The sequence below is a fragment of the Actinomadura sp. J1-007 genome (genome assembly GCF_009793335.1).
Taxonomy (GTDB): Bacteria; Actinomycetota; Actinomycetes; order Streptosporangiales; family Streptosporangiaceae; genus Spirillospora; species Spirillospora yumaensis.
Window position 1 is genome coordinate 807,907 of record NZ_WING01000002.1, and the last position, 25,291, is coordinate 833,197.

23 protein-coding genes and 1 pseudogene are annotated in these 25,291 nt (G+C 74.3%); 19 read left to right on the forward strand and 5 right to left on the reverse strand.

Annotation, left to right across the window (positions count from 1 at the left end; all coding sequences use genetic code 11):
- Positions 1–43 precede the first annotated feature (43 nt).
- The 3 genes from GEV43_RS37690 to GEV43_RS37700 are packed head-to-tail and all read left to right on the forward strand — an operon-like array spanning position 44 to position 2,084.
- Positions 44–682 (forward strand): AIM24 family protein, encoded by a 639-nt coding sequence (locus GEV43_RS37690; RefSeq protein WP_309240142.1) that lies wholly within the window; start codon positions 44–46, stop codon positions 680–682.
- Entirely contained in the window at positions 682–1,332 is a 651-nt protein-coding gene (locus tag GEV43_RS37695; RefSeq protein WP_160825485.1) for an AIM24 family protein, read from the forward strand. Before GEV43_RS37690 ends, GEV43_RS37695 begins: the two co-directional genes overlap by 1 nt.
- 2 nt (positions 1,333–1,334) lie before the next feature.
- Complete coding sequence (locus GEV43_RS37700) at positions 1,335–2,084, forward strand: AIM24 family protein (protein ID WP_160825486.1); 750 nt, start codon at positions 1,335–1,337, stop codon at positions 2,082–2,084.
- 42 nt (positions 2,085–2,126) lie between these two features.
- Here GEV43_RS37700 and GEV43_RS37705 read toward each other — a convergent pair whose 3' ends face one another.
- Positions 2,127–2,891, reverse strand: a complete 765-nt coding sequence (locus GEV43_RS37705; RefSeq protein WP_160825487.1) for a VOC family protein — start codon at positions 2,889–2,891, stop codon at positions 2,127–2,129.
- Between the two features lie 341 nt (positions 2,892–3,232).
- Here GEV43_RS37705 and GEV43_RS37710 point away from each other — a divergent pair, with 341 nt between their 5' ends.
- The 3 genes from GEV43_RS37710 to GEV43_RS37720 all read left to right on the forward strand — a co-directional run bounded on the left by GEV43_RS37710 (position 3,233) and on the right by GEV43_RS37720 (position 6,241).
- Complete coding sequence (locus tag GEV43_RS37710; RefSeq protein ID WP_160825488.1) at positions 3,233–4,831, forward strand: ABC-F family ATP-binding cassette domain-containing protein; 1,599 nt, start codon at positions 3,233–3,235, stop codon at positions 4,829–4,831.
- Between the two features lie 116 nt (positions 4,832–4,947).
- Positions 4,948–5,160 (forward strand): helix-turn-helix domain-containing protein, encoded by a 213-nt coding sequence (locus tag GEV43_RS37715; protein WP_012852589.1) that lies wholly within the window; start codon positions 4,948–4,950, stop codon positions 5,158–5,160.
- A gap of 205 nt (positions 5,161–5,365) precedes the next feature.
- Entirely contained in the window at positions 5,366–6,241 is an 876-nt protein-coding gene (locus GEV43_RS37720) for an enoyl-CoA hydratase/isomerase family protein (RefSeq protein WP_160825489.1), read from the forward strand.
- Between the two features lie 87 nt (positions 6,242–6,328).
- On the opposite strand, the gene GEV43_RS37725 is transcribed toward GEV43_RS37720, so the two are convergent.
- A complete protein-coding gene (locus GEV43_RS37725; RefSeq protein WP_160825490.1) occupies positions 6,329–8,260 on the reverse strand; it encodes a Xaa-Pro dipeptidyl-peptidase in 1,932 nt (643 codons plus the stop codon).
- Positions 8,261–8,934: 674 nt separating this feature from the next.
- Here GEV43_RS37725 and GEV43_RS37730 point away from each other — a divergent pair.
- The gene (locus GEV43_RS37730; protein WP_375539139.1) at positions 8,935–10,902 is read left to right on the forward strand and encodes an ABC transporter ATP-binding protein; all 1,968 of its coding nucleotides are present in this window, start codon (positions 8,935–8,937) and stop codon (positions 10,900–10,902) included.
- A 239-nt stretch (positions 10,903–11,141) separates the two neighbouring features.
- Positions 11,142–11,291: a hypothetical protein gene (locus GEV43_RS37735; protein ID WP_160825491.1), complete on the forward strand. Its 150-nt coding sequence runs from the start codon at positions 11,142–11,144 to the stop codon at positions 11,289–11,291.
- An 87-nt stretch (positions 11,292–11,378) separates the two neighbouring features.
- Here GEV43_RS37735 and GEV43_RS37740 read toward each other — a convergent pair whose 3' ends face one another.
- Positions 11,379–12,329, reverse strand: coding sequence for a sulfotransferase (locus GEV43_RS37740; RefSeq protein WP_160825492.1), 951 nt, complete (start codon positions 12,327–12,329; stop codon positions 11,379–11,381).
- A 109-nt stretch (positions 12,330–12,438) separates the two neighbouring features.
- Here GEV43_RS37740 and GEV43_RS37745 point away from each other — a divergent pair, with 109 nt between their 5' ends.
- The 5 genes from GEV43_RS37745 to GEV43_RS37765 all read left to right on the forward strand — a co-directional run bounded on the left by GEV43_RS37745 (position 12,439) and on the right by GEV43_RS37765 (position 17,787).
- Positions 12,439–13,206, forward strand: a complete 768-nt coding sequence (locus GEV43_RS37745) for an NAD-dependent deacylase (protein ID WP_160825493.1) — start codon at positions 12,439–12,441, stop codon at positions 13,204–13,206.
- A gap of 372 nt (positions 13,207–13,578) precedes the next feature.
- Positions 13,579–14,373: an LD-carboxypeptidase gene (locus GEV43_RS37750; RefSeq protein WP_241684343.1), complete on the forward strand. Its 795-nt coding sequence runs from the start codon at positions 13,579–13,581 to the stop codon at positions 14,371–14,373.
- The gene (locus GEV43_RS37755) at positions 14,370–15,260 is read left to right on the forward strand and encodes a hypothetical protein (protein ID WP_160825494.1); all 891 of its coding nucleotides are present in this window, start codon (positions 14,370–14,372) and stop codon (positions 15,258–15,260) included. The genes GEV43_RS37750 and GEV43_RS37755 overlap by 4 nt, the downstream gene beginning before the upstream one ends.
- A gap of 172 nt (positions 15,261–15,432) precedes the next feature.
- Entirely contained in the window at positions 15,433–16,530 is a 1,098-nt protein-coding gene (locus tag GEV43_RS37760; RefSeq protein ID WP_160825495.1) for a sugar diacid recognition domain-containing protein, read from the forward strand.
- 135 nt (positions 16,531–16,665) lie between these two features.
- Positions 16,666–17,787 carry a glycerate kinase gene (locus GEV43_RS37765; RefSeq protein WP_309240239.1) on the forward strand — a complete coding sequence of 374 codons (1,122 nt, stop codon included), beginning with the start codon at positions 16,666–16,668 and terminating at the stop codon, positions 17,785–17,787.
- Between the two features lie 42 nt (positions 17,788–17,829).
- Here GEV43_RS37765 and GEV43_RS37770 read toward each other — a convergent pair whose 3' ends face one another.
- Positions 17,830–18,465 carry a YitT family protein gene (locus GEV43_RS37770; protein ID WP_160825497.1) on the reverse strand — a complete coding sequence of 212 codons (636 nt, stop codon included), beginning with the start codon at positions 18,463–18,465 and terminating at the stop codon, positions 17,830–17,832.
- A 95-nt stretch (positions 18,466–18,560) separates the two neighbouring features.
- On the opposite strand from GEV43_RS37770, the pseudogene GEV43_RS37775 reads away from it, so the two are divergent.
- Positions 18,561–20,017, forward strand: a pseudogene (locus tag GEV43_RS37775) (PLP-dependent aminotransferase family protein).
- Positions 20,018–20,054: 37 nt separating this feature from the next.
- Here GEV43_RS37775 and GEV43_RS37780 read toward each other — a convergent pair.
- Complete coding sequence (locus GEV43_RS37780) at positions 20,055–20,489, reverse strand: CBS domain-containing protein (protein ID WP_160825498.1); 435 nt, start codon at positions 20,487–20,489, stop codon at positions 20,055–20,057.
- 229 nt (positions 20,490–20,718) lie between these two features.
- Here GEV43_RS37780 and GEV43_RS53440 point away from each other — a divergent pair, with 229 nt between their 5' ends.
- From GEV43_RS53440 to GEV43_RS37800, 5 genes are all read left to right on the forward strand, one after another.
- Complete coding sequence (locus GEV43_RS53440; protein WP_309240240.1) at positions 20,719–21,084, forward strand: FAD-dependent oxidoreductase; 366 nt, start codon at positions 20,719–20,721, stop codon at positions 21,082–21,084.
- On the forward strand, positions 20,997–22,019 hold the full coding sequence (locus tag GEV43_RS37785; protein WP_309240241.1) for an FAD-dependent oxidoreductase: 1,023 nt from the start codon (positions 20,997–20,999) through the stop codon (positions 22,017–22,019). Before GEV43_RS53440 ends, GEV43_RS37785 begins: the two co-directional genes overlap by 88 nt.
- A gap of 177 nt (positions 22,020–22,196) precedes the next feature.
- The gene (locus GEV43_RS37790) at positions 22,197–23,375 is read left to right on the forward strand and encodes an extracellular solute-binding protein (protein ID WP_206681569.1); all 1,179 of its coding nucleotides are present in this window, start codon (positions 22,197–22,199) and stop codon (positions 23,373–23,375) included.
- Between the two features lie 94 nt (positions 23,376–23,469).
- Complete coding sequence (locus GEV43_RS37795; protein ID WP_160825499.1) at positions 23,470–24,456, forward strand: carbohydrate ABC transporter permease; 987 nt, start codon at positions 23,470–23,472, stop codon at positions 24,454–24,456.
- The gene (locus GEV43_RS37800) at positions 24,456–25,286 is read left to right on the forward strand and encodes a carbohydrate ABC transporter permease (RefSeq protein WP_160825500.1); all 831 of its coding nucleotides are present in this window, start codon (positions 24,456–24,458) and stop codon (positions 25,284–25,286) included. Before GEV43_RS37795 ends, GEV43_RS37800 begins: the two co-directional genes overlap by 1 nt.
- Positions 25,287–25,291: the final 5 nt, after the last annotated feature.

The window sequence follows — 25,291 nt, forward strand, 5'->3', positions numbered from 1 at the left end:
TCGGCCCTCCTTTCGGCCCTTCCGGACGGTAGGTTGTGGGCCCGTGGCGCAATTTCGACTGAACGGCTCCAAGATGCTGGCCGTCGATCTCGCCGGGGAGACGATCAAGGCGCTGAACGGCGCGATGGTCGCCTACGACGGGCAGATGAGCTTCAAGCGGCAGGGCATGACCGGCGGCGAGGGCCTGCGCGGCGCGCTCAAGCGCAGGATCGCGGGCGAGGGCATGACGCTCATGGAGGTCAGCGGGCAGGGCACCGTCTTCCTCGCCAGCGAGGCGACCGAGGTCACGCTGGTCCGGCTGAACGGCGACACGCTGTTCGTGGAGTCCGAGAGCCTGCTCGCGCTCGACGCGGGCCTGCGCACCGGCGTCCACTTCGTCGGGCTGCGCGGCATGGGCACCGGGCAGGGCCTCGCGACCACCAAGGTCGAGGGGAGCGGCACCGCCGCGATCGTGTCGGACGGGCCCGCGATCGCGCTGGAGGTCTCGCCCAGCGAGCCGCTCTGCGTGGACCCGCACGCCTACGTCGGCCATCTCGGGCAGCTCCAGCAGGACGTCGTCACCGACGTCAACTGGCGCACCGTCCTCGGCCAGGGCTCGGGGGAGAGCGTCCAGTTCCGGTACCAGGGGCACGGGCTGGTCTACGTCCAGCCGGCCGAACGCGGCGGGATTCTGGAGATCTGATGCCGGGATACACCTCGATCAACTCCAAGATGCTCCAGGTCGAGATCGGGCCTGGCCGGGAGCTCTACAGTCGGCGCGGCGCGATGCTCGCCTACACCGGGCGGGTGGCGTTCGCGCCGACCGCGACCGCCGGGCAGGGCATCGGCGGGGCCCTCGGCCGCGCCGTCGCGGGCGAGCGCACCGAGATGATGCACGTCACCGGCCAGGGCACGGTGATGTTCGGCCGGTCGGGGCTGCACGTCGGCGTCGTCGAGCTGGCCGGCGACACCCTCTACGTCGAGGCCGACCGGCTCCTCGTGCACGACGCGAGCCTCCAGGTCGGCACGATGTTCCTCGGCGAGCAGGGCGGCGTCGGCGGCGTGATCCGCGGCGCGGTCAGCGGCCAGGGCCTGTTCACCACCACGCTCAACGGGCACGGCTCGTGCGCGCTGCTGTCGCACGGCGGCGTCATGGAGCTGCCCATCACCCCGCAGCGGCCCGTGCACGTCGACCCGCAGGCGTACGTGGCGCACCGCGGCCAGGTGCAGAACAAGCTGACCACCGCCGTCGGGCTGCGCGAGATGATCGGCCGCGGCTCGGGCGAGGGGTTCCAGCTCCAGCTCAGCGGCTCCGGCGTCGTCTACGTGCAGGCCAGCGAGAGGAAGATCTGACCGTGAGCACCCCCACGTTCACCGCGGCCACGCTCCCGTCGAACGACAACGTCAACCCCTACGCGTTCAGCGTCGACCTGAACGGGCGGTGGTTCGCGCAGAAGGGCAAGATGATCGCCTACTACGGGCGGATCAGGTTCGAGGCGCTGTCGGCCGGGCCCCTCGACGCGCTCGTCGCCGCGAGCTTCCACTCCCCGCTGTACGCGCAGGACTGGATCGTCGCCGAGGGGCAGGGCAAGCTGCTGCTCGCCGACCGCGGGTTCGACGTCAACTCGTTCGACCTGGACGAGGGCAACCTCACCATCCGCGCCGGGAACCTGCTGGCGTTCGAGCCCGGCCTGGAGCTCAAGCAGTCGATCATCCCGGGCTTCCTCACCCTGATCGGGACCGGGCGGTTCGTGGCCGCCTCCAACGGCCCCGTCCACTTCGTCGAGCCGCCGATCCGGGTCGACCCGCAGGCGCTGCTCGGCTGGGCCGACTGCCCCTCGCCCTGCCACCACTACGACCACTCCTACATGCGCGGCGTGCTCGGCGCCGCTCGCATGGTGTTCGGGGTCGGCGGGACGTCGGGCGAAGAGCACCAGTTCGACTTCACCGGCGAGGGCACCGTCCTGATGCAGTCCTCCGAGGCCGTGATGAGCGACGACGTCATGCTGCGCGACCTGGAGGGCCAGATCGGCATGGTCGGCACGTCCGGCCTCCAGCGGTTGCAGCAAAGCATCTCCCAGCGCCTGTCCGCCGAACGCCAGTAGCGCCCGCGGCGCGGCCGGCGGCGGCGCGGCCGGTGGCGGCGGTCAGTGCTCGGCGGTCCGCATCACCCGGAAGACGACGTCGAACGGGTCGCGGACCTCGGCCATGCGCCCGTACGGGGAGTCCCACGCCTCGGCCGCCGCGCCCCCGGCGTCGCGGGCCCGCCCCACGGCCGCGTCGGCGTCCTCGACCTCGAAGTAGGTCAGCCACGACGACGCCACCGCGTCCGGCTCCCCGTGGATGCCGCCGACCGCGCGCCCGTCCGGCCGGAGCAGCGCCGTGTAGTCGATCTCGCCGCCCGGCACGGCCTCCAATGTGTAGCCGAACACGGCCGTGTAGAAGTCGCGGGCGGGCTTCGGCCGCGCGGTCACCAGCTCGTTCCAGGTGAACGAGCCCGGTTCGTTGACGGTCTGCGAGCCGATGTGGGACCGGCCCTGCCAGAGCCCGAACGGCGCCCCCACCGGGTCGGCCGCCATCGCCATCCGCCCGAGTTCCATCACGTCGTCGGCGGGCATCAGCACGGTGCCGCCCGCGTCGGCGACCCGTTCCAGCGTGCCGTCGGCGTCGTCGGTCGCGAGGAAGACGTTCCACCAGAACGCCGCCGCGCTCTCGTCGGGGTTCCGCATCATCCCCGCCACCATGCGGCCGTCGAGGAAGCAGCCGTGGTAGTGGCCGGTCTCGGGCCCGAAGTCCTGGAAGTCCCAGCCGAACAGGGCGCCGTAGAACTCCTTGGCCCGTTCCAGGTCGGGGATGCCGAGGTCGAGCCAGTTGGGCGTGCCGGTCGGGGCGTTGCTGGTCACGTGGGTCATCGCAGGCTCACTCCTTCCGCCGGGGCCGCGCCCCGGCACCGTGTCGCACGCCCGCCACCGCACGGTCATCCCTACCCACATCCGCCCCGGCCGTTCCCCCCGCCACGGCACCGCGCTCCCCGCTCACGGCCGTCCCCGCTCCGGCCGCCCTCCCGAACGGGCGGTCGGAGCGGTGCCGGGCGGAGCGGGTCACCCGCTCCGGTCCGCCGGGTCACGTACACTGATCGGATGCTTCCGCACGCGAGCTGACAGGCTCCCCGGCGCGTCGCGGGCCCCGGGCCGCGACGCGCCGTTCTGCTGCCCTTCGTCCACCAGCGTTCCGTCAGGGGAGCCCTGTCACCATGATCATTGCCAACCACATCGAGCTGCGCGCCGGGTCCCGGCTGCTGATCGAGGCCGCCTCCTTCCGGGTCAACCCCGGCGACCGGGTCGGCTTCGTCGGCCGCAACGGCGCCGGCAAGACGACCCTCACCAAGGTCCTCGCCGGGGAGGCGCTCCCCGCGCAGGGCGACGTGACCCGTTCGGGCACCATCGGCTACCTCCCGCAGGACCCGCGCGGCGTCGACCTGGCGGAGCTGGCCCGCGACCGGATCCTGTCGGCGCGCGGCCTGGACGAGGTGATCCGCGAGCTGCGCGCCGCCGAGGAGGCCATGGCGACCGCGTCGGGCGCCGGGCGCGACAAGGCCGTGCGCCGGTACGGGCGGCTGGAGGAGCGGCTGCACGTGCTCGGCGGCTACTCGGCCGAGGCCGAGGCCGCCTCGATCGCCTCCAGCCTGGGCCTGCCCGACCGGGTCATGTCCCAGCCGCTCGGCACCCTGTCGGGCGGGCAGCGGCGCCGGGTGGAGCTGGCGCGCATCCTGTTCTCCGACGCCGACACCCTCCTGCTGGACGAGCCGACCAACCACCTGGACGCCGACTCGATCGTCTGGCTGCGCGACTTCCTGAAGTCGCACCAGGGCGGCCTGGTGGTGATCAGCCACGACGTGGAGCTGCTGGACGCGGTGGTCAACCGGGTCTTCCACCTGGACGCCAACCGCAGCGTGATCGACATCTACAACGTCGGCTGGAAGAAGTACCTCGACCAGCGCGAGACCGACGAGCGGCGGCGCAAGCGCGAGACGGCCAACGCCCAGCGGCAGGCGACCGCGCTGATCTCCCAGGCCGACAAGATGCGCGCCAAGGCCACCAAGGCCAAGGCCGCGCAGCAGATGGACCGGCGGGCCCGGCAGCTCCTCGCCGGGGTGGAGGGCGAGCGGCAGGCCGACAAGGTCGCGAGGATCCGCTTCCCGGAGCCGGCGCCGTGCGGCAAGACCCCCCTCACCGCGGAGGGATTGTCGAAATCGTACGGATCTTTGGAGATTTTCACCGATGTGGATCTGGCCGTGGACCGCGGCAGCCGCGTCGTCGTGCTCGGCCTGAACGGCGCGGGCAAGACGACCCTGCTGCGGATGCTGGCCGGGGTCGACAAGCCCGACACCGGCGCGGTGGTGCCCGGCCACGGCCTGCGCGTCGGCTACTACGCCCAGGAGCACGAGACCCTGGAGGTCGAGCGGTCCGTCCTGGAGAACATGCAGTCGGCGGCGCCCGGCCTCGCCCCCGTGGAGGTCCGCAAGATCCTCGGCTCGTTCCTGTTCTCCGGCGACGACGTCGACAAGCCCGCGGGGGTGCTGTCGGGCGGGGAGAAGACCCGGCTCGCCCTCGCGATGCTGGTCGTGTCCAGCGCCAACGTGCTGCTGCTCGACGAGCCCACCAACAACCTCGACCCGGCGAGCCGCGAGGAGATCCTCGGCGCGCTGCGCACGTTCGCCGGGGCGATCGTCATGGTGACGCACGATGAGGGTGCGGTGCAGGCGCTCCGGCCGGAAAGAGTGATTTTGCTGCCCGATGGTGTCGAAGACATCTGGAGTGACGAGTTTGCCGATCTGGTGGCACTTGCGTGACCTGCATGGTCACTTCCGCAGATCTTTTCTGGCGGAGTGGGTAGCCGAACGGCCGGGAATGACTGATCATGGCGGGGGATAACGCAGCGGTCACCACATCACTACGGGAGGTACTCGTGGCCGAGACCCTTAAGAAGGGCACCCGCGTGACCGGTGCCGAGCGCGACAAGCTGGCGGCGGAACTCAAGAAGAGGTACGACTCCGGCGAGAGCATCCGCGCCCTGGCAGCCGCCACCGGCCGCTCGTATGGGTTCATCCACCGGATTCTGACCGAATCCGGCGTCAACCTGCGCGGTCGCGGCGGCGCGACCCGCGGCAAGAAGTCCTGAACGGACGCCGACCCCCGGATGAGCGCACCGCCTGAGCCGCCGCCGCGACCGGCCGAGTAGGGTTCGGTCGCGGCGGCGGGCAGGGTGACGCCGGTCGGCGGGGACCGGCGTCACGGGTCCGCCCGTCCCTCCGGACGTCCCGGGCCGCCGTGACGGGCGGGACCGATGTTCCGCCCTGGAAACGGTCGCAGCGGAAAGGGACGTCATGACGGACGCGAAGTCGGGGCGGGCACGGCCGGATTCGGCCAGCGGCCCGGCCGCGGGGGAGGGCGCGGCCGGACCGGCGGGCCCCGCCGGAGCGGGGCCCTCCGAGGAGGACCTGGCCGCGGCGGGCCTGCGGCTGGAGGTCGACGGCGCGGTCGCCACGCTCACGCTGGACCGGCCCGAGCGCCGCAACGCCCTCACGTTCGCCACCTGGCGCACCATGGCGGCGGTGGGCGCGTCGCTGCCGCCGTCCGTGCGCGTCGTGGTCGTACGCGGCGAGGGCCCCTCGTTCTCCGCCGGGATCGACCTGTCCCAGTTCACGGGCGAGGGCGGCGAGGGCTTCCCGGACGGTTCCGACGCCGCGGAGACCGAGGCGTTCATCGCCGGGCTCCAGGACGGCTACACGTGGCTGCGGCGGCCCGACCTCGTGACGGTCGCGGCGGTGCACGGCCACGCGATCGGCGGCGGCTTCCAGCTCGCGCTGTCGTGCGACATCCGGATCGTCGCCGACGACGTGAAGTTCTGCATGAAGGAGCCCGCGCTCGGGCTCGTCCCCGACCTCACCGGCACCAAGCCGCTCGTCGAGATCGTCGGCGTCCCCCGGGCGCTGGAGCTGTGCCTGACGGCCCGTACCGTCCTCGCCGACGAGGCCGCCCGCCTCGGCCTGGCCGAACGGGTCGTCCCGCGCGAGGACCTCGACGGCGCCGTCCAGGAGCTGGTGCAGGCGCTGCTGGCGGTGAACGCCGAGGCCGCCGTCGCGACCAAGCGCCTGCTGTGGCAGGCCCCCGAGAACACCCTCGAACAGCAGGCCGCCGCCGAGCGCCGCGAGCAGGTGGCCCGCCTGAGAGCCCTCTCGGCCCTCCGTCCCACCCCCTGACGCCCGTACTCGGGTGCCCTCCCGTACGCGGCGCGCCGCCGGCACAGGTCCGTGCCGGCGGCGCGCAGCGGTTGAACGGGACGCGGGTCAGCCGCCCAGGGCCTCGCGGCCTCCCCGGGCCAGGGGCAGGATGACCTTGCTGGTGCCGGGCCTGACCGTCACCCTGGTCCCCGCCGGGTAGCGGAGCGTGTAGTCGTAGTCGGTGGACAGGACGACCACGCCGAGCCGGTGGCCGGGCTTGACGACGTAGTCGGTGGGCTCGAAGTCCCAGCGGAAGTCGTACGCCTTGCCGGGCCTGATCGGGTCGGTGCGGCTCGGGCCGCGCCGGTTGCGGGCGTCCAGCCAGCCCCGCGTGATGATCTTGAACGGGGCGGTCTCGGTGCGCAGTGCCTGCCGGGTCGTGCAGCCCTCGTCGCCGGGCACGCTCTCGCCGTAGCAGACCCGCTGGCCGGTGTCGACGCGCCCGCCCGTCGGCCGCGTGTCGGTGCCGTAGTCGACCAGCAGCGCCGTCAGGTACGGCGACCGCCCGTCGAGCGAGGCCCGCAGCGCCGCCTGCGGGATGCCGTTCACCCGCACGGGGGCCTTCAGCGGCGGCGTGAGGTAGGCCAGCCGGTTCGGGTCGGCCCGGTCCTCGTTGACCAGGAGCTGCTCGGCGGTGCGGGTCCGGCCCTCGTCCGTGAACGACTGGTCGGCGCCGGGCCGGGGCCGCAGCGCGAGGGCGCCGGGCTGCCCCGCCGGGCCCGCGTTCAGGCTGAGCGGTACGGACCGGGTGCCGGGCACGGGCCAGTCCTTCGCGGTCTCCCACTGCCCGGGGGCGCGCTCGACGTCGACGCGGGGCTCCTTGGTGATGCCGTTGTCGATGTTGTAGAGCCAGCGGTCGAACCAGTGGTGCGTCTGCCGCAGCCACTCCTCCAGGCGCCAGCGGAACGGCGTGGCGTGGTTGGCCTGGTGCAGCCACAGCTTGCGCGGCACGCCCGCCCGCTTCAGGGCGTTCCACCACTGGACGGAGTTCTTGACCTTGACGTTCCAGTCGTTCAGGCCGTGCACGACCATGACGGCGGCGCGGACCTTGCGGGCCTGGCCGACGTAGTCGCGCTGCGCCCACACCTTGGAGTAGTCGCCGGTCTCCCGGTCCTGGGTGGCCTCGATGTCGTCGATGACCTTCTTGCAGACCTCGGGGTTCCGGCGGGTCAGCACCGCCTTGGCGAGCACGTCGAGGTCCTCGCCCTGGAAGCCGCCGGGCGCCAGCACCCCGCCGTTCGCGCGGTAGTAGTCGTACCAGCTGGAGATCCCGGCGATCGGGATGATCGCCTTCAGGCCGGGGACGCCGGTCGCGGCGGCCATGTTCGGCAGCGTCCCGTTGTAGGACTGGCCGATCATGCCGACGTTGCCGGTGGACCAGCCGGCCTTGACCGGCGCGCCCTGCGGGGTCCAGCCGCGGGCCCGGCCGTTCAGCCAGTCCACGGCGGCCTTGGCGCCCGCCTGCTCCTGCCGGTCGCCGGACGTCGGGCAGCCGGTCGAGCCGCCGGTGCCGATGCTGTCGAGGTTGGCGACCGCGTAGCCGCGCGGGACGTAGTAGTTGTCGAGGTAGCCGGGGAAGATCTCGGCGAGGTTGCGCGGCGAGGAGCGCAGGGCGCGCGACCGCGCGTCGCCGATGTCGACCGGGTGGTTCGGGACGTCGTGGGTGCCGGCCCAGTACGGGCTGGCCTCCAGCACGGTCGGCACCTTCAGCGACCCGTCCGTCTCCTTGGGCCGGATGATCCGCATCTGGACGCGGTCGCGGGCTCCGTCGCGGTCGCTGTCGACCGTGGTCTCGATGTTGACGACCTGGGTGACCGCGTCGGCGCGCGAGTAGACGGGCTGGGTCTCTCCGTTCGCCACGCGCGGCCCCGCCGCGGGCGGCCCGCCGGGGGACGCGGGCCGGTCGGGCGCCGCGCCCGCCGGGAGGGCGGTCGTCGCGAGCAGTGCCGAGGCGAGGGTGATCGCGCCGGCGCCGCCTCGCAGGAAGCGTCGTGTCACAGGGGCTCCTGGGGGGTGTGAGCCTGAAATTGTTGATCACATCTACTACCGGATCGCCAGGAAGTCCATAAGAACGCCCGATATCGGACGGCCTGTGACCCGCTGCCGGGCGTGCGGCGTCGTCGCCTCGCGCGCCCGCCCGCGCGGGGCCGGGAGCCCGGAGCGCGGCGCGGCCGTGCCGCCGCCGCGCGCGGCGCGGCCGTGCCCCCGCCGCGCGCGGCGCGGGCCGCCCGCCCGCCCGGGCCCGCTCCCGAGACCCGGTACGACGCGCCCCGCACTCCGGCCCGCGTGGCGCGGCCCGCACCTCGGTCCGCGCTCCGGCCCGCACCTCGGCCCGCGTTCCGGTCCGCGCTCCGGCCCGTACCTCGGTCCACGCTCCGGCCCGCACCTCGGCCCGCGCACCTCGGCCCGCGCACCTCGGCCCGCGCACCTCGGCCCGCGCGGGGCGGGCCGCGGCGCCGGCCGCGCTTTGGTCCGCGCTCCCGGGCGCGGGCCGTCGCGGCCGGCCGGGCGGCGATCGCTCCGGCCAGGGTGTTACGCCGTGAGCGGACCGGGGAAGTGGCCGTCCCGGGCGCGTGTTGTGGCCCTCGGACACTGAGATGCTTACTTGATTACGTACATGCACGCCCGCGGGACGCGCGCGGGCGGCGGACCCCTCGGAGGCACACGTGGGCATGCCGGGAATGCCGGGCGGCGGCTGGCAGGTGATGGCCTCGTTCCGCCGTGACGGCTCGGTCACCCAGCAGAAGCTCAAGCCCGGCACGACCAGGCGGATCGCGGGCTACGCCCGCCCCTACGTCCGCGAGCTCGTGCTGTTCCTCGCCCTGAACTCGCTCGCCGCCCTGATCGTGGTGGCCAACCCCCTGCTGCTCAAGGCGATCATCGACCGGGGCATCGTCCCCGGCCGGGACGGCCTGGTGGTCTGGCTCGCGGTCGGCGTGGCCGGGCTCGCGCTGCTGGAGGCGGTGCTCGGCCTCGCGCAGCGCTGGTACTCGGCGAAGATCGGCGAGGGGCTGATCTACGACCTGCGCACGCAGGTGTTCGGGCACGTCCAGCGGCAGCCCGTCGCGTTCTTCATGCGCGCCCAGACCGGCTCGCTCGTCAGCCGCCTCAACAACGACGTGATCGGCGCCCAGCGCGCCCTGACCACCACGCTGTCGTCGGTCGTGTCCAACGTGATCAGCCTGGTCCTGGTGCTGGTCACGATGATGGTCCTGTCGTGGCAGGTCACCGTGATCGCGCTGCTGCTGCTGCCGATCTTCATCCTCCCGGCCAAGTGGGTCGGCAAGCGGCTCTCGCGGATCAGCCGCGAGCAGATGGTGCTGGACGCCGAGATGAGCTCGCTCATGACCGAGCGGTTCAACGTGGCGGGCGCGATGCTCGCCAAGCTGTACGGGCGGCCGGCCGAGGAGGAGCGCAACTTCTCCCAGCGCGCCGCGCGCGTCCGCGACATCGGCATCGTGGCCGCCATGTACGGGCGGGTGTTCTTCACCGCCCTGACCCTCGTCGCGGCCCTCGCGACCGCGATGGTGTACGGCGTCGGCGGCGTCCTGGTCGTGGACGGCACGCTCAAGTTCGGCACGCTGGTCGCGCTCGCCACCCTGCTGACCCGCATGTACGGCCCGCTCACCGCCCTGTCCAACGTGCACGTGGACGTGATGACCGCGCTCGTCAGCTTCGACCGCGTGTTCGAGGTGCTCGACCTGAAGCCGCTGATCCGCGACCGGAAGGGCGCCCGCGACCTCGCCGCCGCCGAGCGCGGCGCGAACGGCGGGAACGGCGACGCCCCGGCCGCGCCCTCGGTGTCGTTCGACCACGTGCGGTTCGCCTACCCGTCCGCCGAGGACGTCTCGCTGGCCTCGCTGGAGTCGATCGCCCGCACCGACACCGCGCCGGGCCGCGAGGTCCTGCACGACGTGGACTTCACCGCCGAGCCCGGGCAGCTCGTCGCGCTGGTCGGGCCGTCCGGGGCGGGCAAGTCCACGATCACCCACCTGGTGTCGCGGCTGTACGACGTGTCCGACGGCGCGGTCCGGATCGGCGGCGAGGACGTCCGGGACGTCACGCTCGACTCGCTGCGCACCCGGGTCGGCGTGGTCAGCCAGGACGCCCACCTGTTCCACGACACGATCCGCGAGAACATGCGGTACGCGCGTCCCGACGCGACCGACGAGCAGATCCTCGAAGCACTGGAGGCCGCGCAGGTCGGGGGCCTGCTCGCCGAGATGCCCGAGGGGCTCGACACGGTCGTCGGCGACCGCGGCTACCGCCTGTCGGGCGGCGAGAAGCAGCGCCTCGCGATCGCCCGGCTGCTGCTGAAGGAGCCGTCCGTCGTCGTCCTGGACGAGGCGACCGCGCACCTGGACTCCGAGTCCGAGGCCGCCGTCCAGCGGGCCCTGAAGACGGCCCTCGCCGGGCGGACCTCCCTGGTCATCGCGCACCGGCTCTCCACCATCCGCGAGGCCGACCAGATCCTGGTGATCGAGAACGGCCGGGTCGCCGAGCGCGGCCGCCACGAGGGCCTCCTCCTGCGCGGCGGCCTCTACGCGGAGCTGTACCGCACCCAGTTCGCCCGGCAGAGCGACGGCCGGGGGGACGGCGAGGAGCGCGTGGAGACGCACGCCAAGACGTCCTCGGTGTAGGGAGGCGCGCGGCGGCACCCCTGGCGCGGCGGCACGTCCGGCGCGGCGGCGCTCCGTGTAACCAGCGTCACCGGTAACGCCCCTGTTTCGCGGGGAATCATCCCTTAAGGGACTTCGGATGCGGTTTCCTGGACTTCCTTTGGACGCGCCGGATTCGCAACCCGGCGGCCACCCGGCGGCGTCACAGTCGGGTGGAGCGGTCCGTTCCGGGCCGCGCCGTCCGCGAGAGAGGGGACACCATGCGAGTGACGATCAACCCGGGGCGGGTCGTGCGGAGCGGGCCGGGGCGCTACACCGTCCTGCTGGTCGGCCTCGGCGCCGCGGGCGTCGCGATCGGCTGGCTCGGCCCCGAGGTGCCGTCCCCGTCGGAGATCATCCGCCGCCGCTGACCCGGCCGCGCGCAGCCCGTGCCACCCGCGCCGCCCGTGCCACCCGCGCCGCCCGTGCCACCCGCGCAGCCCGCACCCGGCGGGGGCTCAGGGGGAGCCGAGCGGGTAGCCGAGGCGGCGCAGCTCGGTGCCCGCGACCTTCTCGACCTGGGCGAGCTGGCGGGCCGTGAGGCGCTCGCGCCAGGACCCGACGCCGTGCTCGTCGGCCTCCCGGCGGCCCGTCCTGACCAGGCCCGTCAGCGCCGTCCGCGAGATCGGGGCGCCGAGGTACTCGGAGACCGCGTCGGCGGCGCGCCGCGGGTCGGCGACGAGCTCCTCGTAGCGGACGGTGTGGAGCTGCTCCTCGGGGGTCTGCTGCCGCAGCCGGGCGCTGAGCCGTACGGACCCGCGCCAGCGCAGCGCGCACTTGACCGCCGTCGCCGACCCCGCCCACCGGTCGCGCTCGGCGAGCTCCTCCACGCCGAAGAACGGGTTGGGGAACACCCGGTCGAGGTTGGCGAGGCCCGGCTTGAACCAGGCCAGGCACCGCTCGTCGCCCAGCATCCCCGCCACCACGTCGCGGCCGTCCCTGATCACCTGGAGGAGCTGCGCGTCGGGGAACGCGTCGAGGAGCACGTCGGCGCTGTAGAGCAGGTCGGGGGACGCGTCGGCGAAGCGCACCACGTCGGGCGAGGGGACGCACGACCCGGCCACGCCCGGATCGACGGGCTCCTCGGCCTTCGGCGGGAGGCCCGCCAGCTCCCGGCACTCGGCCGGGCAGGCGGCGCAGGCCCGGCCCGAGATCAGCCAGGACTCGGCGTAGGCGTCGCGCAGCACCCGCGCCGCGCCGCGCCCGCGCTCGGTCGCGATGGACGGCCGGCGGGCGAACGCGTAGGTGACCCGCAGCACGCCGGGGCGGCCCGTGGTCAGGTGGAAGCCGGCCGAGCGCTTGACCGCGCGGGCCAGCAGGTCCGCGCCCGAGTGGGGGGCGCCCAGGATGAAGACCGGACGGCGCACCTTGGTGCCGTTGATCACGAGGATGTGCGGCGTCGACCTCATACGAGTACCAAGTTTCTCACCATCGCAGGGCGGACGGACCGCGACGCACCGCCCGACCGGCCCGGAAACGGGGGCGCGGAGCCGGACGTCCCGGCCCTAGCCTGATCGGATGGACGCTCCGCTCACTCTCGCCGGATGGCTTCCCCAGGCCCGGTCGATCACGGTCCTCAGCGGCGCCGGGATCAGCACCGACAGCGGGATCCCGGACTTCCGGGGCCCGCAGGGGGTCTGGACCAGGGATCCGGCGGCCGAGGCGATGTCGACGATCGGATCGTACCTCGCCGACCCGGACGTGCGGCGCCGCGCCTGGCGGGCGCGGCTCGACCAGGCCGCCCTGCGCGCCGAGCCGAACGCCGGGCACGCCGCCCTCGCCGAGCTGGAGCGCGGCGGGCGGCTGCGCGCCCTGATCACCCAGAACGTCGACGGGCTGCACCAGGCGGCCGGCTCCGGTCCGGACACCGTGATCGAGATCCACGGCACCGCCCGGGAGGCCGAATGCCTCTCCTGCGGCCTGAGGACGCCGATGCAGGACGTTCTCGCGCGCGTGGAGGCCGGGGAGGAGGACCCGCCGTGCGCCGAGTGCGGCGGCGTCCAGAAGTCCGCGACGATCTCGTTCGGGCAGGCGCTCAGGCAGGACGTGCTGGACGCGGCGATCATCGCCGCCCGGACCTGCGACCTGTTCCTGGCGGTCGGCACGTCGCTGACCGTCCAGCCCGCCGCGGGGCTCTGCCTGGAGGCGGTGGACCACGGCGCGCGGCTGGTCGTCCTGAACGCCCAGGAGACGCCGTACGACGACGTCGCCGACGCGGTGCTGCGCGGCCCGATCGGCGAGACGCTGCCCCGGCTGGCCGGTCTGGTACTCGGTACCGGTTCGTGATCTGTTGGCGACCCGTGACCGGACGGCCCTTCCGCTGGCGACCGTATCCTGACAAGCTCTATCCGTTGCGGTGCGAGGAGGGATCGGGTTGATGAGCGGGGGCGCCCGCGCGGGGGCGGAGGACGGTCGGCCCGGCGCGCCCGGTTCCATGCCCTGGTCCCGGCCCGAATCCGGTTCGGAACGCGTTCCGCGTCCCGCGCCCGAACGGTTCGCCGGGCTGAGGCCGGGCGACCGGGTGGCGGTGGTGGCCCCGAGCGGCCCGGCCGACCCGGCGAAGCTGGAGAACGGCTGCCGGCTGCTGCGCGACCTCGGCCTCGACGTGACCGTCGCCAAGCACGCCCTCGACCGCGTCGGCCTCGGCGGCCCCGGCCCCTGCGCGGCGACTGGCAGCGGCTCGCCGGCGCCGACGCCGACCGCGCCGCCGACCTCCAGGCCGCCTGGTGCGACCCCCGCGTGCGCGCGGTCGTCTGCGCCCGCGGCGGCTACGGCGCCACCCGCGTCCTCGACCACCTCGACTGGGAGGCCCTGCGGGCCGCCGCCGGCGGCGAGCCGAAGGCCCTGCACGGCTCCAGCGACATCACCGCCCTGCACGTCGCGTTTGGAACGCGCCTGGGCGTCACCACCTCGTTCGGCCCGATGCCCGCGGGGCTCCTCGCCGACGCCGCGGGGCGCGACGACCTCGGCGGCGACCTCGCCGAGACGGTGGACGGCTTCCGCTCGGTCCTGTTCCGCGAGGGCGGCGACGCCCTCACCGGCACGCACGCGCTCGCGTCCGGGCGGGCGGAGGGCCTCCTGGCCGGCGGCACCCTCAGCCTCCTCGTCGCGATGCTCGGCACCCCCTACGCCCCGCCACCCGCGGCGGGGCGCATCGTCTTCCTGGAGGACGTCACGGAGGCCCCGTACCGGATCGACCGGATGCTCGTCCAGCTCGTCCAGGCGGGCTGGTTCGACGGCGCGGCCGGCGTGGCGCTCGGCACCTGGGACAGGTGCGGCGACCCCGCCGAGCTCGACGCGGTGTTCGCCGCGCGGCTCGGGCCGCTCGGCATCCCGATCGTGGCCGGCGTCCCCGCCGGGCACGGGCCCCGCCAGCGCACGCTGGAACTGGGCGCCCCGGCCGTTCTGGACGCCGGGACACTGACCCTTCGAGCTCCCGGAGGCGCGCGATGAGCGGCAGGCACGCCCGTCCCGAACCCTGGGACGACGGCACCCTCGACTCCCTGCTGGTGCTGGTGGCCGAGAGCCTCGGCTACTCGTGCCGCCGGGTCCCCGGCGACGTGATGCTGCTGGAGGGCGCCAACCGGCTGCACGTCAGCCTGCGCAACCTGCGCCAGCTCGCCCGGCTGGTGCCGCGCGACGACTGGCCGGCGCTGGTGTCCGACCACGTCACCACGATCGTCACCGCGATCGAGGAGCCGCTCGACCTGAGCGACTTCGACCTCGCCCAGCACCTGCTGCGGACCCGGATCTACCCGGCCGAGGCCGACAACGGCGTGCTCGCCGCCCGCCCGTTCGCGCCCGGCCTGATCGAGGTCGTGGTGGTCGACACCCCGACCACGGTGCGGACCGTCACCAACGAGGAGATGGACGGCTGGCCCGTCTCCGGCGACGCGCTGTTCATGCTGGGCCGCGCCAACGTCCGCGCGGACGGACCGCTCCAGCTCGACGAGCAGGACCTGAGCGGCGTGCGGGTCTCGGTGCTGCACGGCTGGACGTTCTACGCCGTGACCCACCTGGCCTGGCTGGAGGAGTACCTCCCGCTCGGGCCGCACGGCGCGCTCGTCGTCGCCCCCAACCGCAGCCTGATCGTCGCGCACACGCTGCGCCCGTCGGACGCCTCGCCCCGCGCCCGCTACCGCGCCGCCGTCGCCGCCGCCCGCGAGCTCCAGGCGCAGGCCCACCGGGCGTACGAGGACGGCCCGGGTTCGCTCAGCCCGCACCTGTACTGGTGGCGCGGCGGCGAGCTGACCCTCCTGGAGACCCGCTACGAGGGCGACGCCCTGGTCCTCCCCGAGGAGTTCGCCACGGTCCTCACCACCCTCACCGCCGAACACTGACCGCGGCCCGCGCCGCCGACCCGATCGAACGACCCACGCGCCCGAGCGTCCGGTCCCCTGCCCGTCGGACGGATCGCGAGGCGACGCGGCGCTCGCGAAGGCACGGGCAGGGCAAGGGCAGGGCGCGAGCCGCCGGGCGGGCGTCCCAGGCGAGGGCTCCTAGAATGCGCCGATGAGCAGTGGCTCGGAGGCGCAGGCCGTGGTGGACGAGATCATCGAGAGGCTCGGCCGCAACGTCAACATCATGGACGACCGGGGCGTGATCATCGCGAGCGGCGACCGGGCGCGGGTCGGCGCGGTGCACGACGGGGCGCGGCGGGTCCTGGAGACGGGCGAGCCGTTCTCGGTGACGGGGGAGCGGGCGCGGGAGCTGCGCGGCACGCGCGCCGGGGTCAACCTGCCGATCCGGCTCGGCGGCGGCATCGCGGGCGTGGTCGGGGTGAGCGGCGAACCGGCGGAGGTCGGGCCGCTCGCCGAGGCGGTGGTGCTGATGAGCGAGCTGCTGATCACGCATCGCGCGCTGCGGGCCGAGACGGAGTGGCGGCGCCGGGCGCGTACCCAGATCGTCGAGGACCTGGCGTCCGGGCGGCTCACGGCGACCGAGTGGCGGCAGCGCCTGCGGCTCGTCGGGGCGCGCCTCGTTCCGCCTTACCGTGTGCACGCGCTGCGTCCGCGCGCTGCGGGGCGGCCGTCCGAGCTGGGCGGCGGCTCGTTCGGAGCGGAGGGGGCGTTCGGGGCGGAGGGCGCGTTCGGGGACGATCCGGAGACCGTGCTGGCGGCCGTGGACGCCACGGGCACGCTGTGGGTGGTCGCGGAGGCCGCCGCGCCGACGCGCGCCCGCCTCACCGCTCTGCGGGACCGCCTGCCCGAGGGCGGGACGATCCTGGACGCGGGGGAGGCGGCGGGGTTCGCCGCCTTGGCCGACGCGGTCGGGCGCGGACGGCTCGCCCTGTGCGGAACGGCCCTGCCGGACGACGCGCGGCTGCGGGACCTGGAGGTGCACGTGCTGCTGGCCCGTGCGGGCGAGGACGTTCGCGCCGCGCTGGCCGAACGGGTCCTCGGGCCGCTGGACGAGGGGCTGCGCGCCACGCTGGGCGCGTACTTCGCCCGCGACCGGCGCGTCGCCGAGGCGGCCCGCGCCCTCGGCGTGCACCGCAACACCCTGGTCTACCGGCTCGGCCGCGTCGCCGAGCTGACCTCGTACGACCCGCGCCGGTTCGAGGACGCGGCCACGCTGCGCGTCGCCCTCCTGGCGGCCGGCGCCGGCTGAGCCGGTTGTGCGCGTGCACAACGCGCGCCCCGCTGACGTGGGCCAGGTTCGGCGTACGGCCCCATGCGCGGCGGGCCGTCCGGTCTCTAGGGTCGGAACGGTCGGCCGCACTCGAAGGGACCCCGCTTGCGCATCGTGATCGCTCCCGACTCGTTCAAGGGCAGCCTCGGCGCCGCCGCCGTCTGCGCGGCGGTCGCGGACGGCGCGCGCCGGGCCGTGCCGGACGCCGAGATCGCCGAGGTGCCCATGGCCGACGGCGGCGAGGGCACGCTCGACTGCTTCCTCAGCGCCCGCGGCGGCGAGCAGGTCGAGCTGCCCGCGACCGACCCGCTCGGCCGTCCCGTCCGGGCCCGCTACGCGCTGTCGGGCGACGGGGCGTCCGCCGTCGTGGAGCTGGCGTCGGCGTCCGGGCTGCCGCTGGTCTCCGACCTCCCGCCCGACCCGATGAACGCCGGGACGCACGGCACCGGCGAGCTGATCGCCGACGCGGTGCGGCGCGGCGCCCGCGACGTGCTGGTCTGCGTCGGCGGCAGCGCCAGCACCGACGGCGGGACCGGGCTGCTGCGCGCGCTCGGGTTCCGGTTCACCGATGCGGACGGGGCAGAGCTGCCGCCGGGCGGAGCGGCCCTCGCCCGGCTCGCCGCGATCGACGCCTCAGGCGTCCCGGCCGAGGTCAGGGCCGTACGGCTGCGCGTCGCCTGCGACGTGACCAACCCGCTCGTCGGTCCCGCGGGGGCCGCCGCGGTGTTCGGGCCGCAGAAGGGCGCCACGCCCGGCCAGATCCAAGAGCTGGACGCGGCGCTCGGCACGTTCGCCGACGTCGTCGCGGCGACGACCGGCGCGCGCGTCCACGACCTGCCCGGCGCGGGCGCGGCGGGCGGGACGTGCGGCGGCCTCGCCGGCCTGCTCGGCGCCGAGCCCGCGCGCGGCGCCGAACTGGTCGCCGACACGGTCGGGCTCCCGGACGCGCTGTCCGGGGCCGGGCTCGTCCTCACCGGCGAGGGGCGGCTCGACGGGCAGAGCGCGGGAGGCAAGGTCGTCTCCGTCGTCGCCGGGCTCGCCCGCGAGCGCGGGATCCCGGCCGTCGCGCTCGCCGGAGGCCTCGCGGGCCCGCTGGACGACCTGCACGCCCTCGGCCTCACCGCCGCGTTCAGCCTGGCCGACGGCCCGCGCGCGCTGGACGAGCTGACCGCCGAGGCCGCGCCCCTGCTCGCCGCCCTGGCCGAGCAGGTCGTCCGCCTCCACGCCGCCCGCTGACCCTCCGACCCGCCCGCGCCGTCGAGGTGGACCGTCAGCGGGTCACGGCCGGTTCGGGGGCGGGGGTGGACGGGTCCGCGGGGAGGCGGGGACCGGTTTCGGGGCGATGGTCAGGGCGGGCAGGAGGACGTGGGTGAGGGGGCCGATCGTCACCGCGTAGAGGACGGTGCCGACGCCGACCGTTCCGCCGAGGAGCCAGCCCGCCGCGAGGACGCTCAGCTCGATCGCCGTACGCACCACGCGGATCGAGTGGCCCCGCGCCGCCAGGCCGGTCGTCAGGCCGTCGCGCGGGCCCGCGCCGAGCCCGGCGCCGATGTAGCAGCCGGTCGCGAACCCGCCGACCAGCACCGCCGCGACGAGGTACGTCCAGCGCGCGGCGAGGGCGTGCGGGTCGGGCAGCAGCCACAGGAACAGGTCGGTGAACACGCCGACGAGCACCACGTTGCTGAGCGTGCCGACGCCGGGCCGCTGCCGCAGCGGGATCCAGGCCAGCAGCACCAGCGCCCCCGTGATGACGATCCATACGCCGATCGACAGGCCGAACCGCCGCGACAGGCCCTGGTGCAGGACGTCCCACGGGTCGTTGCCCAGTCCGGACGACACCTGGAGGGCGATGCCGAGGCCGTACAAGGCCAATCCCGCGTAGAGCTGGACGACGCGGCGAGCTAGCAGGGCCATTCTGGAGGTCCTTCGCAGGTGATGGGGTGGCTTATGGGGTGATTCTGGACGGGAGTGGCCTGGAAATTCTAGGGCCAATGGGGGAAAGTGGTTCTATGAGCGCGCGTTACGTGAGCGGCCCGCAGATGGCCAGGCTGCTGGGCGACGTCCCGTCCGAACGGCCCGTCTACGCGGCGCTGGCCCGCGCCGTCCGCGGCCTCGTCCAGGACGGGCGGCTCGCGCCGCGCACGCGGCTGCCCGCCGAACGGGACCTGGCGGCCGCGCTCGGCGTGAGCCGCACCACCGTCACGGCCGCGTACGACCGGCTCCGCGCGGAGCGGTACGTCGAGAGCCGGCAGGGCGCCGGGAGCTGGACCGCCCTGCCGCCCGCCGGCGTGTCGGTCACCGGCCCGCGCCCGGCGGGCGGGGTGTTCGCTCCGGGGCGCGGCCCCGGCGACGCGGCGTTCCTCGACCTCGGCTGCGCCGCGCCCGCCGCCCCGGCCGTGTTCGACGGCGCGGTCGCCGCCGCGGTCGCCGAGCTGCCCCGCCACTCCGCCGGGCCCGGCTACGAACCCGCCGGGCTGGAGAGCCTGCGCGAGGCCGTCGCGGCCGGGTACGCGGCGCGCGGCGTGCCCACCCGCGCCGACCAGATCGTGGTCACCAGCGGGGCGCAGCAGGCGTTCACGCTGCTCATCCACACGCTGGTCGAGCCGGGCGACGCCGTGCTGGTGGAGCGGCCCACCTACCCGCACGCGCTCGGCGCGCTGCGCCGCCGGGGCGCCCGGCTCGTCCCCGTCGGCGTCAACGGGGCTGGGACGTCGAGCTGCTGGCCGGGAGCATGCGCCAGGCCCCGGTGCGGATGGCGTACACGGTCCCCGACTTCCACAACCCGACCGGCCTGCTGATGCCGGACGGCGACCGGGCCGCGCTGGTGGACGCCGCGCGCCGCGCCGACGCGTTCCTCGTCGCGGACGAGACGTTCGCCGACCTCGGCCACGACACGGGCGCGCCGCGCGTCCCGCCGCTCGCCGCCCACGACCGCGGCGGGCGGGTGATCAGCGTCGGGTCGGCGTCCAAGCTGATGTGGGGCGGGCTGCGCATCGGCTGGATCCGCACGACCGCGCCCCTGGCCCGCCGCCTGGTCCTCGCGCGCGAGCCGTTCGACATGGCGAGCCCGGTCCTGGAGCAGCTCATCGTCCGCGAGCTGCTGGCGAGCGTGGACGACGTGCGGGAGCAGCGCGCGCGGGAGCTCACGCGCTCGCGGGACGCGCTCGCCGGCGCGCTGCGCGAGCACCTGCCCGGCTGGGAGTTCCGCGTGCCGGAGGGCGGGCTGTCGCTGTGGGCGCGGATGCCCGCGCCGGTCGCGACGCGGCTCGCCGAGACCGCCGAGCGGCACGGCGTGCGCGTCGTGCCCGGCCCGGCGTTCGGCGCCGACGGCGTGCTGGAGGACTACGTGAGGCTGTCGTTCGTGCTGCCGCCCGAGGCGCTGCGCACCGCCGCCGAACGGCTCGCCGGAGCGCACCGCGAGGTCGAGGCCGCCCCGGCGGCCCGTCCCCTGCCCGCCTACGTCTGAACGGCCCGGACGCTCCCGGACGCTCCCGGCCGCGCGGTCAGGGGGCGCGCTGGATGTAGTCCACCAGGTGCTCGCGCTCGCTCTCCAGCTCGTTCATCGCGCTCTTGACGACGTCGCCGATGCTGACGATGCCGACGAGCCGCCCGTCCTCCACGACGGGCAGGTGGCGGACGCGGTGCTCGGTCATGGTGCGGCGCAGCTCGTCCACGGCGGCGCCCGGTCCGCAGGTCCGCACCTGCGAGGTCATGATGTCGCTGACGGGCCGGCCGAGCAGGTCCGCGCCCTGCTCGTGCAGCCGCCGGACGACGTCGCGCTCGGAGGCGATCCCGGCGATGGCGACGCCGTCGGGCGACACCACCACCGCCCCGATGTTGTGCTCGGCCAGGGTGGCGAGCAGGTCGCGCACGGTGGCCTCGGGCGGCACGGTGGCCACCGTGCTTCCCTTCCGTCGAAGAACGTCGCGAATCCGCATGCCTCACGCTCCGGTGCCGGTGGGCGCCCGGCGGGCCGCGCGACCGGATGCCGGGCTCGTCCCTGTAAACGTCGCATGTTCCGTCGGCCGGGGAAACCCTTCGCAGCCAAACCGCCAAGAGCGGGTCAAGCGCCCGCGCTCCGGCGGAACGGCGCGGCGGACGGGCGGGGCGTTCGATTGCGGCCGGGGTACGTCACGTAGCGTGGTAGATCGACTGTGAGGAGTGACCGTGCCTGTACCCCGCATCGTGATCGTGGGCTCCGGCTTCGCCGGCTACGGCGTCGCGCGCCGCCTGGAGCGGCGGCTCCGGCCCGCCGCGGCCGAGATCCTGATGGTCTCGCCGTTCGGCTACAGCCTGTACCAGCCGCTGCTGCCGGAGGTGGCGGCCGGCCTGCTGGACCCGCGGTCCATCGCCGGCCCGCTGCACCGGCTGCTGCGCCGCACCCGGCTGGTGCCGGCAAGGCGACCGCCGTCGACCCGGGGGAGCGGACCGTCGAGCTCACCAAGATCGACGGCAGGACCGCGACGCTCCAGTACGACCGGCTCGTGCTGTGCCCGGGCAGCGTCACGCGCAGCTTCGACATCCCCGGCCTGAAGGAGCACGGCCACGGGATGAAGAACCTCGCCGAGGCCGTCTACCTGCGCGACCACGTCATCGCGCAGCTGGAGCTGGCGAGCGCGAGCCTCGACGCGTCCGAACGGGCCGCGCGGCTCGGGTTCCTGGTGGTGGGCGGCGGCTACGCCGGGGTGGAGACCGCCGCGAACCTCCAGCTGCTCACCACGCGCGCGCTCAAGAGCTTCCCGCGGCTCGACCCGGCGCTGCTGAGCTGGACGCTCATCGACGTCGCGCCGCACCTGCTGCCGGAGCTGGGCGAGCGGCTCGGGCAGGTCGCGATGCGCAAGCTGGTCCGGCGCGGCGTCGTGATCCGGCTCGGCACGAGCGTGGAGCGGCTGACCGAGTCGTCCGCGCACCTGACCGACGGCAGCACGCTGCCGTGCCGCACCACCATCTGGACGGCGGGCGTCCAGCCGAGCGCGGTCGTGTCGACGCTGGACGCCCCGACGCAGAAGGGCCGCCTCGTCGTCGGCGCCGACCTGCGCCTGGCCGGGCGGCCCGAGGTGTTCGCGCTCGGCGACGCCGCCGCGGTGCCCGACCTGGAGGAGGGCGAGGGCGCGATCTGCCCGCCGACCGCGCAGCACGCGACCCGGCAGGCGCGCACCGCCGCGCACAACGTCGCCGCGTCGCTGCTCGGCGGCGAGCCGCGGCCGTACCGGCACCGCGACCTCGGCCTGGTGGTCGACCTCGGCGGCACCCAGGCGGTCGCCCGGCCGCTCGGCGCGGAGCTGAAGGGCGTCACCGCGCAGGCCGTGACGCGCGGCTACCACCTGATGACGGTGCCGTCCGCCCGCGCCAAGACGCGCGTGCTGGGGGACTGGCTGCTGCACACCGTGGCGGGCGACGACCTGATCCGGCTCGGGCTGATGGACACCCGCACCGGCAGCCTCGCCGACGTGGAGCACAGCCTGTGACCGCTCCGTGAGCCCGCTCGCGGGGCTCCGGCGCGCCGGGCGGGCGATCCGCACGGCGCGATCATGGAACGGTAATGATTCCGCCACACTCGGTGATCATGGCGTTCCGTCCGGGTAGGTGCCGTGATGTCCATCCGAGGGGAAGACGCCGGCGCGGCGTGGTGAGGGGGACGTCCGATGCGGATCGGTTCGTGTGGCCCGCACGGCGGCCGGACCCGCGCCACCGCGGCCCTCCTCCTCCCGGCGGCGCTCGCCGGGAGCCTGCTCGCGGGCTGCGGGGGCGGCGGGTCCCGCGTCCCGGTCATCAACTTCTACAACGCGCCGCAGGAGAACCTCGACGCCATCGTCGACCGCTGCAACCGGATGGCCGCGGGGCGCTACCGGATCGTCAACAACACGCTGCCGCGCGGCGCCGACGACCAGCGCGAGCAGCTCGTGCGGCGGCTCGCGGCGGGCGACTCCGGCCTCGACGTCCTCGGCCTCGACGTCACGTGGACCGCCGAGCTGGCCGAGGCCGGCTGGATCCGCGAGTGGACGGGCGCGTACGCCCGCGAGGCCCGCAGGGACTCGCTGCCCGGCCCGCTCGACACCGCCGTCTGGCACGGGCGGCTGTACGGGGCGCCGTACAACACCAACGTGCAGCTCCTCTGGTACCGCTCCGACCTCATGCCCGCGCCGCCGAAGACGTGGGCGGGCCTCATGGACGCCTCCGCGAAGCTCGCCGCGCAGGGGCGGCCGCACTACGGCGAGGTCACCGGCGCACAGTACGAGGGCATCGTCGTGTGGCTGAACAGCCTGGTCGAGTCGGGCGGCGGCCACATCCTCGACCCGTCCGGGGAGCGGGTGACGCTCGGCGGGCCCGCGCTGAGGGCGCTGCGGGTGATGCGCGAGTTCGGGCGCTCCGAGGCCGCCGACCCGTCGATCTCCAACACCAAGGAGGACGACGCGCGGCTCGCCGTCGAGGCCGGCCGCGCCGCCTACGAGGTGAACTGGCCGTTCGTGTACGCCTCGATGGCCTCCAATCGGCCCGAGCTGCTGCCGCGGTTCCGGTGGGCGCCCTACCCCGGCATCGACGGCCCCGGGCGCGCCCCGCTCGGCGGCGCGAACTTCGGGGTGAGCCGCTACTCCCGGTACCCCGACGCCTCGTTCCGCGCGGCGCTGTGCATGCGCGACCCCGAGAGCCAGCGGATCGCCGCCGTCAAGGACGGCCTGCCCCCCACCATGAACGCCGTCTACAACGCTCCGGGATGGCGCAGACGTTCCCGATGCGGGCGGAGATCCTCGCCGCGCTCAAGACCGCCGCGCCCCGCCCGAAGACCCCCACCTACCAGAACGTGTCGACCGTCACCGCGGTGACGCTGTCGCCGCCCGGGTCGATCGACCCGCGCAAGTCCCTCACCACGTTGCGCAGCCTGATCTCCGACGCGTTGCAGAGCAAGGGGGTGCTTCCGTGAGCGCGAACGCAGCGGGCGCCGCGGCCGCGGGCGGCTCCCGGCCAGGATCCGGCTCCGCCGCCGGATCCGGGCGGGGGGCCGGGTCCGGGCCGGAGAAGGCGCTGTCCGAGGGCCGCAGGTCCGAGCGCCGCCTGGGCTGGTGGCTGTGCGCGCCCGCCGCCCTCGTCATGGTCCTCGTGACCGGCTGGCCCATCGTGTACTCGGTGCTGCTGTCGTTGCAGCGCTACGACCTGAGGTTCCCGGGGCGCAAGGCGTGGATCGGGTTCGAGAACTACGCGACGGTCCTGTCCAGCTCGTTCTGGTGGGAGGCGTTCTGGGTGACGCTGCTGGTCACCGTGGTGAGCGTGGCCATCGAGCTGGTGCTCGGGATGGCGCTCGCGCTCGCGATGTACCGGACGCTCGTCGGCCGGGGGATCGTCCGCACGCTCGTGCTGATCCCGTACGGCATCGTCACCGTCGCGGCGGCGTACGGCTGGAAGTACGCCTGGACGCCCGGCACGGGCTGGCTCGCCGGGGTCCTCCCGGCCGGCAGCGCGCCGCTCACCGAGCACTGGCCCGCCATCGGGATCATCACGCTCTCGGAGGTGTGGAAGACCACGCCGTTCATGGCGCTGCTGCTCATGGCCGGCCTCGCGCTCGTGCCGGAGGACGCGCTGAAGGCCGCGTCGATGGACGGCGCGGGCCCCTGGCAGCGGTTCCGGCTCATCACGCTGCCGCTGATGAAGCCCGCGATCCTCGCCGCGCTGCTGTTCCGGATGCTCGACGCGTTCCGCATCTTCGACAACATCTACGTGCTGACGAACGGCGCCGACAGCACGTCCTCGGTGTCGATCATCGCCTACCACAACCTGATCAGCGGCCTGAACCTCGGCATCGGCTCCACCATGTCGGTGCTGATCGTCGTCGCCGTCGCCGTCATCGCGTTCGTGTTCGTCAAGCTGCTGGGCACGAGCGCGCCCGGCCGGCCCGCGGGGAGGCGCTGATGTCCAGGGCGGCGCGCCGCAAGGTGAAGTGGACGGCCGTCGACGTCCTGGTGCTGCTGTACGCGCTGATCCCGGTGGCGTGGATCGCGTCGCTGTCGTTCAAGGACCCGGCGACGATCACCAAGGGGACGTTCTGGCCGACGAAGTGGACCTGGTCCAACTACACCGGCATCTTCGACAACGGCGACTTCGTGCGGGGCCTGGTCAACTCGATCGGCATCGGGGTGATCTCCACGCTGGTGGCGATCGTGATCGGCACCATGGCGGCGTACGCGGTGGCGCGGCTGGCGTTCCCCGGCAAGTCGATGGTGCTCGGGATCTCGCTGCTGATCGCGATGTTCCCGCAGATCTCGCTGGTGACGCCGCTGTTCCAGATCGAGCGCGGGCTGCACCTGTTCAACACCTGGCCGGGGCTGATCCTGCCGTACATCACCTTCGCGCTGCCGCTGACCATCTACACCCTCTCGACGTTCTTCCGGGAGATCCCGTGGGACCTGGAGAAGGCCGCGAAGATGGACGGCGCGACGCCGTTCCAGGCGTTCCGGATGGTGATCGTGCCGCTGGCGATGCCGGGCGTGGTGACGACCGCGATCCTGGCGTTCATCCTGTGCTGGAACGACTTTCTGTTCTCGATCTCGCTGACCTCGTCGAGCCGGGCCCGCACCGCCCCGGCGACGATCTCGTTCTTCACCGGCAGCTCGCAGTTCGAGGACCCGACCGGGTCGATCGCCGCGGCGGCCATCGTGATCACGATCCCGATCGTGGTGTTCGTGCTGTTCTTCCAGCGCCGGATCGTGTCCGGCCTGACCTCCGGAGCCGTGAAGGGATGAGGTGC